General features: G+C 59.4%; 13 protein-coding genes and 1 tRNA gene. 9 read left to right on the top strand and 5 right to left on the bottom strand.

Annotation, left to right across the window (positions count from 1 at the left end; all coding sequences use genetic code 11):
• Positions 1–32: 32 nt before the first annotated feature.
• Genes ACR0C9_RS06455 through ACR0C9_RS06440 form a run of 4 tightly spaced genes read left to right on the top strand, consistent with a single transcriptional unit; the run spans position 33 to position 2129 of the window.
• Positions 33–665: a DNA-3-methyladenine glycosylase family protein gene (locus ACR0C9_RS06455; RefSeq protein WP_480581050.1), complete on the top strand. Its 633-nt coding sequence runs from the start codon at positions 33–35 to the stop codon at positions 663–665.
• Positions 662–1327, top strand: a complete 666-nt coding sequence (locus tag ACR0C9_RS06450; RefSeq protein WP_480780625.1) for an alpha/beta hydrolase — start codon at positions 662–664, stop codon at positions 1325–1327. The genes ACR0C9_RS06455 and ACR0C9_RS06450 overlap by 4 nt, the downstream gene beginning before the upstream one ends.
• Positions 1328–1329: 2 nt before the next feature.
• Complete coding sequence (locus ACR0C9_RS06445; RefSeq protein ID WP_170518780.1) at positions 1330–1827, top strand: GNAT family N-acetyltransferase; 498 nt, start codon at positions 1330–1332, stop codon at positions 1825–1827.
• Positions 1827–2129, top strand: a complete 303-nt coding sequence (locus ACR0C9_RS06440) for a putative quinol monooxygenase (protein ID WP_170518777.1) — start codon at positions 1827–1829, stop codon at positions 2127–2129. The genes ACR0C9_RS06445 and ACR0C9_RS06440 overlap by 1 nt, the downstream gene beginning before the upstream one ends.
• A gap of 6 nt (positions 2130–2135) precedes the next feature.
• Here the strand turns inward: ACR0C9_RS06440 and ACR0C9_RS06435 are convergent, their stop codons facing one another.
• The gene (locus ACR0C9_RS06435) at positions 2136–2561 is read right to left on the bottom strand and encodes a VOC family protein (protein ID WP_170518774.1); all 426 of its coding nucleotides are present in this window, start codon (positions 2559–2561) and stop codon (positions 2136–2138) included.
• A 32-nt stretch (positions 2562–2593) separates the two neighbouring features.
• A complete protein-coding gene (locus ACR0C9_RS06430; protein WP_170621846.1) occupies positions 2594–3199 on the bottom strand; it encodes an rRNA large subunit pseudouridine synthase E in 606 nt (201 codons plus the stop codon).
• 213 nt (positions 3200–3412) lie between these two features.
• On the opposite strand from ACR0C9_RS06430, the gene ACR0C9_RS06425 reads away from it, so the two are divergent.
• The gene (locus ACR0C9_RS06425; protein ID WP_480780624.1) at positions 3413–4000 is read left to right on the top strand and encodes an HNH endonuclease; all 588 of its coding nucleotides are present in this window, start codon (positions 3413–3415) and stop codon (positions 3998–4000) included.
• Here the strand turns inward: ACR0C9_RS06425 and ACR0C9_RS06420 are convergent.
• Both ACR0C9_RS06420 and ACR0C9_RS06415 read right to left on the bottom strand, forming a co-directional pair.
• Positions 3997–4464 carry a disulfide bond formation protein B gene (locus tag ACR0C9_RS06420; protein ID WP_480780623.1) on the bottom strand — a complete coding sequence of 156 codons (468 nt, stop codon included), beginning with the start codon at positions 4462–4464 and terminating at the stop codon, positions 3997–3999. The two genes, ACR0C9_RS06425 and ACR0C9_RS06420, sit on opposite strands and share 4 nt — an antisense overlap.
• The gene (locus ACR0C9_RS06415; RefSeq protein ID WP_480780622.1) at positions 4461–5039 is read right to left on the bottom strand and encodes a YqaA family protein; all 579 of its coding nucleotides are present in this window, start codon (positions 5037–5039) and stop codon (positions 4461–4463) included. The genes ACR0C9_RS06420 and ACR0C9_RS06415 overlap by 4 nt, the downstream gene beginning before the upstream one ends.
• 145 nt (positions 5040–5184) lie before the next feature.
• Here ACR0C9_RS06415 and ACR0C9_RS06410 point away from each other — a divergent pair.
• A tRNA-Leu gene (locus ACR0C9_RS06410) sits at positions 5185–5270 on the top strand.
• Positions 5271–5275: 5 nt separating this feature from the next.
• Here ACR0C9_RS06410 and ACR0C9_RS06405 read toward each other — a convergent pair.
• Complete coding sequence (locus ACR0C9_RS06405) at positions 5276–6349, bottom strand: Hint domain-containing protein (protein WP_480780621.1); 1074 nt, start codon at positions 6347–6349, stop codon at positions 5276–5278.
• A gap of 340 nt (positions 6350–6689) precedes the next feature.
• Here ACR0C9_RS06405 and ACR0C9_RS06400 point away from each other — a divergent pair, with 340 nt between their 5' ends.
• The 3 genes from ACR0C9_RS06400 to ACR0C9_RS06390 all read left to right on the top strand — a co-directional run bounded on the left by ACR0C9_RS06400 (position 6690) and on the right by ACR0C9_RS06390 (position 10802).
• Entirely contained in the window at positions 6690–7658 is a 969-nt protein-coding gene (locus tag ACR0C9_RS06400) for a TAXI family TRAP transporter solute-binding subunit (protein WP_170450535.1), read from the top strand.
• 103 nt (positions 7659–7761) lie between these two features.
• Entirely contained in the window at positions 7762–10374 is a 2613-nt protein-coding gene (locus ACR0C9_RS06395) for a TRAP transporter permease (RefSeq protein ID WP_480780620.1), read from the top strand.
• On the top strand, positions 10371–10802 hold the full coding sequence (locus ACR0C9_RS06390) for a universal stress protein (protein WP_170450539.1): 432 nt from the start codon (positions 10371–10373) through the stop codon (positions 10800–10802). The genes ACR0C9_RS06395 and ACR0C9_RS06390 overlap by 4 nt, the downstream gene beginning before the upstream one ends.
• Positions 10803–10872: the final 70 nt, after the last annotated feature.

Here is a 10872-nt window from a genome sequence, read left to right as displayed (position 1 = left end):
ACGTGCGAAGCGTGTCACAAAGCAGAGATCCCATGGCCGTAGGGCGCATCATTGAAACCCCCGACTGCGTGACGGAAGGGGCCGAGTGGCTGGCCAATGCGTGCCCGCGCATGGCTTATGCGATGGAGCAGACCGGTCCTTTGCCCCTGCGGCGTAAGCCCGACGGCTTTGCCCAACTGCTCAGCGCGATTGTCAGTCAGCAGGTCAGCGTGGCCTCGGCCAACGCGATCTGGAAGCGGATGCAGGACGCAAAACTGACCGGGCCGCGCAAGATCATGTGGGCTACGGATGATGATTTGCGGGCTGTTGGATTGAGCCGTCAGAAGATCCGATACGCCCGTGCTCTGGCTGAGGCGCGTATTGATTACAAAGCGTTACGAGACGTCCCTGATGCAGATGTCATTGCCACGCTGACGCAGGTTCCGGGCATCGGCGTCTGGACCGCCGAGATATACGCCATGTTTTCACTGGGGCGCGCGGACGTCATCGCGCCGGGCGATCTGGCCCTGCAGGAAGCCGCGCGCGTTCTCTACGATCTGCCCAAGCGCCCGACCGACAAGGAGCTTCGCCAGATGGCCGAGGCGTGGTCGCCCTGGCGCTCGGTTGCGGCCCGGGTTTTGTGGGCCTATTACCGGGTGGCCAAGAAAAGAGAAGGGATCAGATGACTCGGGTTTTGAACGCGCTCAGGAAAGAGCCGGTTTCGGGCGATACACGCTCGGTCGTGGTGTTCGTGCACGGCTATGGGGCCAACGGGGCCGATTTGCTGGGCCTTGCCGACCCGCTGGGTGAACACCTGCCGGATACGCTGTTCGTGGCCCCCGACGCGCCCGAGCAGATCCCGGGAATGCCGAACGGCTTTCAATGGTTTCCGATCCCGTGGATCGATGGCTCGTCCGAAGAAGAGGCGCGTCGTGGGATGGAAATGGCGGTCGAGGATTTCAACGCTTTCCTCGACGCGCTGATGGTAGATGAGGACGTGCTGCCCGAGCAGGTCGTTCTGTTCGGCTTCAGCCAGGGCACGATGATGAGCCTGCATGTGGCCCCCCGCCGCGAAGACCCGGTTGCCGGGATCGTGGCGTTTTCGGGCCGGTTGCTGGAGCCTGAACTGCTGGCCGACGAAACCGTTAGCCGAATGCCCATCCTGCTGGTCCATGGCGATGCCGACGATGTGGTCCCACCGCAATCACTGCCCCAGGCCGCGGAAGCGCTGCAAGCTGCTGATTTCAAAGAAATCTATGCTCATGTGATGAAGGGCACGGGCCATGGCATCGCACCCGACGGTCTGAGTGTCGCCTTGGCCTTCATGCGCGACAAGCTGAGCCTGTAGCGATGATCGCCATCCGCCCGATGATGCCCGAGGATGTGGCCGAGGCCTGCCGCATCCTCAACCACATCATCGCGGCGGGTGGTACGACCGCATTTGAAATCCCGTTTTCAGAGGCATTGTTCGCGCAAAGCTATCTGAATGGCGCTGATAAGATCTGTTGCCATGTTGCCTTGGACGACCAAGGCGGGGTTGCCGGGTTTCAGTGGTTGGGCACCTATGACGCGTTGCCCGATGAATGCGCCGATATCGCAACCTTCACCCGCCGCAACCCGGTGCTGCGCGGCGCGGGCCGGACCTTGTTTGACGAGACGGAGAAGACGGCCCGCGCGCTGGGGTTTTCTGCGATCAATGCCACGATCCGGGCGGATAACCTTCTTGGCCTAAGGTATTACGAAAAAATGGGTTTCCGGGACTACTCGGTCGCGTACGGCGTACCGCTGCGCGACGGTACCCCGGTCAATCGAATCTCGAAACGTTATGATCTGAGGAAGGGAGCGTAATGCTGGTTGTCACAGGAATTGTCGAAGTGAACGAGGCCGGGGTTGAACAGGCCCGCGAGGCCGCTCAGGCGATGGTTGCAGAAACCGTGAAAGAGCCCGGCTGTTTGGTCTATGAATTCAGTCAGGTGCTGGGACACCCCAACCGCTTCCGCGTCTACGAGGAATGGCAGGATCAGGCCGCGTTAGAGGCACATTTTGCGACACCGCATATGGCCGTGTTCCGCGCGGCCTTGGGTGAGGTTGGCCTGACCTCTCGCGAACTCTACACGATTACAGGTGGGCAGAAGCAGCCGCTTGGTTAATTGGGTTCAACCCCACAAGTGACCTTCGGCAAACTCCACCGAATTGCCCGCCGGGTCGCGGATATAGAGGGATCGCGCACCGCTGGGCCAATCGAACTCGGCGTCGATGGGGACGTTCCAGTCCAACAGGTGCTTGCGCATGGCGGAGATTTCATCGCGGGTCAGCACAAGGCAGACATGCCCCGGACCCCGCGCGCCATGCGGCGGAACGGGGAGGTCCGGGTTCAGGGGCGGTTGCTCGGTCTGATCCGGGTTGAACAGCAACAGGACGGACCCGCCGACGCGGTAGAACACATGCCGGTCGCTGATCCGCTGAATGCGCTCCAGCCCCAGAACCTCACCATAAAACTGTTCTGCCGCGTCCAGATCGTCGACGTAAAGCGCGGCCTCCAGAATGGCCGATGGGGCAGGTATGTCCGGCGTGAGTTTCATACCCGCATTTTAGCAGAGATGAGCCGCCCGTGTCACCGCCGCGTGCGGCGGTCGCGTTTGCGCTGCGGGGCTGTGTTGAGGTCGGGCAGGGGCAGGCTGTCCCATTGGCCGGGCTCCAGATCATCCAGCGTCCAGTCGCCGATGCGATAGCGTATCAGGCGCAAGGTCGGCAGCCCAACCGCCGCCGTCATCCGGCGCACCTGCCGGTTCTTGCCTTCGCGGATCGTCAGTTCGATCCAACTGTCCGGCACGGACTTGCGTTCGCGGATCGGTGGCGTGCGGGGCCAAAGGCCATCCGGCTCGTCCATCTCACGCGCTTTGGCAGGGCGGGTCAGGCCGTCTTTCAATTCGACCCCATCGCGCAGCGCCTTCAGTGCGGCTGCATCGGGCTCGCCTTCGACCTGAACCCAATAGGTCTTGGCCATCTTGTGCTTGGGGTCCGAGATCTGCGCCTGAAGCCGCCCATGATCGGTCAACAGCATCAACCCCTCGCTGTCCCGATCCAGCCGCCCTGCCGGGTAGACCCCCGGCAGATCGATGAAATCGGACAGTGTTCGACGTGGCGACTCGGCGCTGCCGCGATCGGTGAACTGCGGCAGCACGTCAAAAGGTTTGTTGAATCGAATGAACCACGACATGCCTCCGCCATAGCCTGCAAAACATGCTGTGTGCAACCTGTGGATAACTGTCATGTGCCTGTTACGGAACAGGCTTACCCAGTCTTCGAGATATTGTGGAAACTCAGGGCTTGTCAGAGATTTACCACGATATATAGTTATCTTAAGGCCGGGGCGGGTGCTCCCCGCTCTGGTGTCACAAACGGGCAGCTGAGAGCGAGGAGCGATTCTGTTATGGACGGAGACTTCAGGACCGAGTTTGTAAGAGAGCCGGGGACGCTCAAGCATCACCCGGCGCTGGTTTTGAATGCCGATTACCGCCCCTTGTCCTATTACCCGCTGTCGCTGTGGCCCTGGCAAGAGGCGGTCAAGGCTGCCTGGCTGGACAGGGTGGACATCGTGGCCGAATACGACGAAGTCGTCCGAAGCCCGAGCACCGAGATCCGAATACCCTCGGTCGTTGTTTTGAAAGATTATGTAAAACCCAGAAAGCGCGTGGCCTTCACGCGCTTTAATTTATTTTTGAGGGATGAGTTCCGCTGTCAGTATTGCGGCAGTCGCGACAACCTGACCTTTGACCATGTGGTGCCGCGCGCTGCGGGTGGGGTGACAAGCTGGCAGAATGTGGTTGCGGCGTGCAGTCCGTGCAACCTGCGCAAAGGGTCCAAATCTCTGCGCCAGGCAGGCATGACCCTGCGCAAACCGCCGCGTCAGCCCGATGCCGAGGCGCTGCGCAATATTGGGCGAAAGTTTCCGCCGAACCACCTGCACGAAAGCTGGATCGATTTCCTGTACTGGGATGCCGAACTGGACGAGATCTAAGCCTTCGCGCGCCAGGCGGCGAGCCAGAACAGAACCAGCACCGCCGAGATTACCGCGTTCCAACCGGCCATGGACAGGCCCAGCATCTGCCATGGGATCTCATCACAGCGCACCAGCGGGGCGGACATGATCTGATCCATCAGCTCTTGCGCCGATAGCCCCCCAATATCGCCCGAGGTGCAGCTGGTCGGGCCTTCCCACCAGCCTTGCTCGACGCCCGCATGAAAAAGACCGATGGCGGCGGTTGTCAATGCGGCCAGAGCACCGGCCAGGGGCAGCAAGCGAACAGTTGGCAGGGCCAACGCCAATGCGCCGATCACAATGGCCAGGCCGTGGGGGTAGCGCTGCCAGATGCACATTTTGCACGGTGCCAACCCACCCACATACTGAAAGGCCCAGGCCCCCAGCAACAGGGCGGCTGATCCGCCAGCCGCCAGCACCACATAGGTTGCGCGTTTCGTCATAGGTATCGCACCGCAAGAAAGCCGCCGAACAGCAGGATGATGAACAGCGTGAACATCAGGCCCAGACGCTTTTCAATGAAGTCCCGGATCGGCTCGCCAAATTTCCAAAGAAGGCCTGCCACCAGAAAGAACCGCAACGCGCGCGCCAGAATCGAGGTCGCGACGAAGGTTCCAAGCGGCATGCCCGTCCAGCCCGACATAATGGTGATGACCTTGTAAGGGAAGGGCGTCACCCCCGCCGCCAGCACAGCCCAGAAGCCGAAATCGTTGAAGCGGGTGTTGAACTCTTCCATTGCGTGGGCTTTGCCCATCGCCTCCAGAATGGGTTGACCGATGCTTTCATAGGCAAAGGCTCCGATCGCATAGCCCAGCAGACCGCCCAAAACCGAGGCCACCAGAGCAACGCCGGCAATCAGCCAAGCACGTGAGGGGCGGGCCAGAATCATCGGGATCATAAGCACATCAGGCGGGATCGGAAAAAATGAGCTTTCGACAAAGGCGACAATCGCCAGCGCCCAAATCGCCCGAGGATGCTCGGCCAGTCGAATGGTCCAGTCGTAAAGCGATCGTAACATGGTTTACTCAGATTCCGGTCTTTGACCGTGCCAGCCAAATCACGCACCCGTGGACCCGTCAACCGCTGGGGTGCAAACAATCGCTACGAAGGTTGATTTTTGCCTCTGGACCTTCCCCGCTCTGGGCGCTAATCCAGTGTCCGTGGCCCAAGTGGCGGAATGGTAGACGCAGGGGATTCAAAATCCCCCGCCTTCACGGGCGTGAGAGTTCGAGTCTCTCCTTGGGCACCACATTTTTATCCCTGATACATGCTGAGAAACGGTTTGTTGTTCTTCATGTGGCGGCTGATCAGTGTTTTTTGCTGTTTGCCGTTTGGAACAATGCAGGCGGGTTCGATCTGTGCTGTTGAATGTGCCAGCTCTGGAAACAATGTCAGAATTTCTTCGCGCAGGGCGGCGGGGAACATTCTTAGGGCTTCAGGGCCTGTGAACAGGCTTTCGGTTGGTGCGCCGTCGGCAAAGATCACCTCGTGAGAGTCAAGCAAGATGTGGAAATACTCAACGTTGTCAACGCTGTTGTCCACGTAGATGCCCGGCCATTCGGTCATCTTGACGGCGGCAACCAGCGCCTCGGTTTGCCCGAACATCCGTTTGGCGATTTGCGAGGAGATGAGCATTCTGTGCTGGCGTGAAACCAGCAGGTCCCGGTTTGGTAAACCATTGCCTAACGCGCCCTGAGTGATGCGAACCGGCCGGAGCTTCGGGTTTCGGGACAAGGCGCTTGCATCCAGCTTGCAAGACCCAATCCAACGGATGGGCTTGGCACCGTTTCGGGTTTCGACCAGATCACCTTCTTTGAGCATTTCCACCGGAATCAGCCCACCCGGCGTGGCAATCCCCGCGCCCCGCGTCAGGCAAACAGCCCCTTCAATGTCGTCATATTGAGGCGAGTTGCCGGGGATCGTGTTCGACACGGTGATTGTATAAACAACGCCCGGGGCAAGAGGTTCGGACGGCAGATACCCGGCAAGTATCCCAGCGCCAGCGGTAGAGTTCGGGTTCGAGTCAACTTCGATCTGATACAGCGTGATGGTGCTGCCATCGGGTGCCGTCAGGGTATATTGCTGTTCTGAATATACCGTAGTTGTCGGACCACCCAAAACCGTGCCGTCCGCAAAAGTGGCGGTTCCGAACTGGTTGGTGTCGTTGCCGTCTTCGTTGCGAAACAGGTCCCCATCCAGCACGTCATCGTCATCGTCAACGACCAGAATGACATCGTTGCTGCCATCATAGCCCCCAACCAACGAGACCGTATTGCCGGAAAACACCAGATCGGTACTCAGGTAGAGTTCATAGGTGGTGATCGGCATGTTTCAGATGCTCGGTAAAATAGTAATCACAAACTTTTGATCACGTTAGATCAACGTTCCAGGCTGTCAAGTCATGGTCCCGCCACCTAAAGGCCGGTTCGTTTCCCACGGGGAAAGTTACAAAAGACGCGTCACATCTGAGCGAATGGGCGAAGTATCGACAAGGCGCACTTGACAACTTGCGTCTCGGAATGAAACCTCGAAATTGTTGGGAGACATTGGAAAAATTCAAAAGTTGCACGGGTTGCATGACGAACTGATCTGACGTATCGGCGCGTCCCTCGCATTCGCGGGGCTTTTGTTCTTTCCCGCTCACACAATAAAAAATGGGAGTTCTTACATGAAAAACAGCAGCAAGCTTAGCCTCGGCGCATTTGTCACCGCGGCGATGATGGCACCGGCAGCCTATGCCGAAGAGTTCATCACAATCGGTACCGGCGGCGTGACCGGAGTTTACTATCCGACCGGTGGCGCGATCTGCCGTCTGGTGAACAAGGGCCGCAAGGAACATGGCGTGCGCTGCTCGGTAGAATCGACCGGCGGATCGGTCTACAACATCAACACCATCCGCGAGGGCGAGTTGGAGTTCGGTGTGGCGCAGTCCGACTGGCAGTACCATGCGTATAATGGCTCTTCGAAATTCGAAGAGGCTGGTCCGTTCGAAAACCTGCGCGCGGTCTTCTCGGTTCACCCCGAGCCGTTCACCGTTGTGGCCCGTGCCGATGCCGGCATCACCAACTTCGAGGACCTGAAAGGCAAGCGCGTCAATATCGGCAACCCCGGTTCCGGTCAGCGCGGCACCATGGAAGTCCTGTTGGGCGAAATGGGCTGGACCACCGATGATTTCGAACTGGCGACCGAACTGAAGGCGGCTGAACAGTCGGCGGCCCTTTGCGACAACCAGATCGATGCGATGGTCTATACAGTCGGCCACCCCTCGGGTTCGATTCAGGAAGCAACCACAGCCTGCGATTCCGTTCTGGTGAATGTCAGCGGTGACGCGGTCAGCAAGCTGGTCGACGACAACTCGTTTTACCGGACCGCGACCATCCCGGGCGGCATGTATCGCGGATCGGACGGTGACACCGCGACCTTTGGTGTTGGCGCAACCTTCGTGACCTCGGCGGATGTGTCGGAAGACGCGGTTTATGCGGTTGTCAGCTCGGTCTTCGAGAACTTCGATGACTTCAAAAAGCTGCACCCGGCATTTGCCAACCTCAAGCCCGAAGAGATGATCGCGGACGGCCTGTCGGCCCCGCTGCATCCGGGTGCCGAGAAGTACTACAAAGAAAAAGGCTGGATCCAGTAATCCGGACCTGAAAGCAGGGCGCCTGTCCGGGCGCCCTGTCGCAAACCCGTAGTAAACGGGTGATTCAGAAGGCCGCAAAAGGCCGCGACGGGGAGACATTTGCATGAGTTCCGACACACAATCCAATCGTCCGCTATCCGAAGAAGAGCTACAGGAATTAGTTGCTTCCTCCGATGCGGGTGGGCGCAACCCGGTCGGTAATGTCGGGATATTCCTGGCCATTGTGGCAGCGATCTGGTCGATCTTTCAGGTGGTTCTGGCCTCGCCGCTGGCGAATTACATATTGCCCGGCAGTATCGTGAACAATTCGCGGCAGTTCCATCTGGCCTTTGCCATGTTTCTGGCCTTTGCGGCCTATCCGGCGCTGAAGTCAAGCCCTCGGAACTATATTCCGGTTCAGGACTGGATCATGGGCCTGCTGGGCGCGTTTGTCGCGCTGTACGGCTATTTCTTCTATCAAAAGATCGTCGATGCGGGCGGTTTGGCCGATGACACGGACAAATGGGTCGCTCTGGGCGGTCTGCTGTTGCTGTTTGAGGCGGCGCGCCGCGCGCTTGGCCCCGCAATGGCGATTATCGCGACGATCTTTCTGGCCTATGTGTTCTTCGGCTCTTCCGAATGGGTGCCCGAGGTGATCCGCTGGAAGGGTGCCAGCTTGAAAAAGGCCATGAGCCATATGTGGATCACGTCCGAGGGCGTGTTTGGCATCGCGCTTGGGGTTTCGACCAAATTCGTGTTCCTGTTCGTGCTGTTCGGCGCGTTGTTGGATAAGGCAGGGGCTGGGAACTACTTTATCAAAATGGCCTTTGGCGCGCTTGGCCACCTGCGCGGTGGTCCGGCCAAAGCGGCGGTTGTTGGTTCGGCGGCGACCGGCCTGATCTCGGGCTCGTCCATCGCCAATGTTGTGACCACCGGCACCTTCACCATCCCGCTGATGAAACGCGTGGGTTTTTCCAGCGAACAGGCGGGCTCGGTCGAGGTTGCTTCATCCGTGAATGGCCAGATCATGCCGCCCGTGATGGGCGCTGCGGCCTTCCTGATGGTTGAATATGTGGGCATCTCATATGTCGAGGTGATCACCCACGCCTTCCTGCCTGCGGCGATTTCCTACATCGCGCTGGTCTATATCGTGCATCTGGAGGCGGTGAAGCGGAACATGCCCACGCTGGGCGACCGTGACGTGCATCTGGCGCGGACCGTTGTGGGGATGTTGTCTTTCTTCATCGTCTTTGCCGGGCTCTGCTATGGCTCGCAATTCCCGGTCGATGCGGTGACCGCATGGGTTCCGTCGGCGGCTGGTCTGGTGCTGAGCCTGATTGTCTTTGCGGTCTATGTTGCGCTGCTGTATCTGGCCGCTCAGGTGCCCGATCTGGAACCGGATGATCCCAACGCCAAAGAGGTGACGCTGCCCGTCATCGCGGACATCTACAAGGCCGGTCTGCACTACCTGCTGCCGATCATCGTGCTGGTCTACTTCCTGATGATCGAGCAGAAATCGCCGGGCCTGTCAGCCTTCTGGGCGACTGCTTTGCTGTTTGTGATCCTGCTGACGCAGAAGCCGCTCAAGGCGATCTTCCGCGGTGAAAGCGATGTCTACAATCGCTTTATCGATGGTGTTGCCGATCTGTGGCAGGGCCTGATCGATGGTGCGCGCAACATGATCGGGATCGCCTTGGCCACGGCCACGGCGGGTGTGATCGTGGGGACCGTAACGCTGACCGGTGTCGGGCAGGTGATGGCCGATCTGGTCGAGTTCCTGTCGGGCGGCAACCTGATCCTGATGCTGATCATGGTCGGTATCCTCAGCCTGATCCTGGGCATGGGCCTGCCGACCACGGCGAACTATATCGTTGTCAGTTCGCTAATGGCCGGTGTGGTTGTGGAACTGGGCGCGCAAAGCGGGCTGATCGTGCCGCTGATCGCGGTGCACCTGTTCGTGTTCTACTTTGGGATCATGGCGGATGTGACGCCTCCGGTCGGGTTGGCAAGCTTTGCTGCGGCCGCCGTATCGGGTGGCGATGCGATCAAGACCGGGTTTACCGCGTTCTTCTACAGCTTGCGCACCGTGGCGCTGCCGTTTGTGTTCATCTTCAACACCGACTTGCTGCTGATCGATGTGACATGGGTCGAAGGCATAATCGTCGCCATCTTCGCGACCATCGCCATTCTGGTCTTCACCGCCGGAACCATGGGCTATTTTCTGACTCACAGCCGGATTTACGAAAGCGTTGCGCTGATCTTTGTCGCCTTTGCGCTGTTCCGACCGGATTTCTTCATGGACCGGATCTCACCTCCTTTCCAGTCGGTGGAACCTGCCGCGTTTGAAGAAACGATCGGGCAGACGCCACCAGGGTCCGAGGTGCGCCTGGTCGTGTCCGGCCCCGATTTCGACACGTTGGAGATGGTCGACACGACGGTCGTCGTCACTGTGGGTGAAGAAGAGGGCGGAGCGGCCCGGGTCGAGGCGATGGGTCTGCTGCTGATCCCCGAAGACGGGCTGATCAAACTGGAAGAGCCGCTGTTTGGCGCGCCGGTCGCGGATGAGCTTGGCATCTTCGACTATTACGGGGATGAGGCCGTGCGCTTGACCTCGGTCAGCCTGCCGTCCAGCCAACCGCCCAAGCAATTGATCTACCTTCCGGCGATGCTCTTGCTGGGTCTGATCGCCTTCCTGCAACGTGGCCGTGCCGCCAGACAAGAAGAGGTGCCCGCATGACAAAGTCAGTTCTTTGCGCCGTCGATATCAGTAACGGAGATCTGGACAGCCCGGTCCTGAAACAGGCCGCAGCGTTGGCGGATTTGGATGGGGCCCAGTTGGATGTGGTGACAGTTCTGCCCGATTTCGGGGAAAGCTGGGTGTCGGGCTTTTTCGAGCCCGACTTCCACGACAAGGCATTGGAAGAGGCCCATAACAAACTGACCGCGCTGTGTGTCTCGGCGTTGGGCTCGGACCGCAATGCCTCGATCCGTCATGTGGTTGCAACTGGTACGGCCTATCAGGAAATCCTGAAAACCGCCGACAGCGCCGGGTCGGACCTGATCGTGATAGGGGCGCACAAGCCGGATTTCAAGGATTACCTGCTGGGCCCCAACGCTGCGCGCGTAGTGCGGCACGCGGCGGTTTCGGTCTACGTCGTCCGCTGATCCAGAGTGTGCGACCTTTGAGCTGAAGTATCATGCGACAGGAATAGCCCGAGAGCGCCGTAGGCGTGGC

The organism is Ruegeria sp. C12 (genome assembly GCF_056537745.1).
Note: the sequence above shows the minus strand (reverse complement) of the source record. Positions and strands in the feature narration are given on the sequence as shown.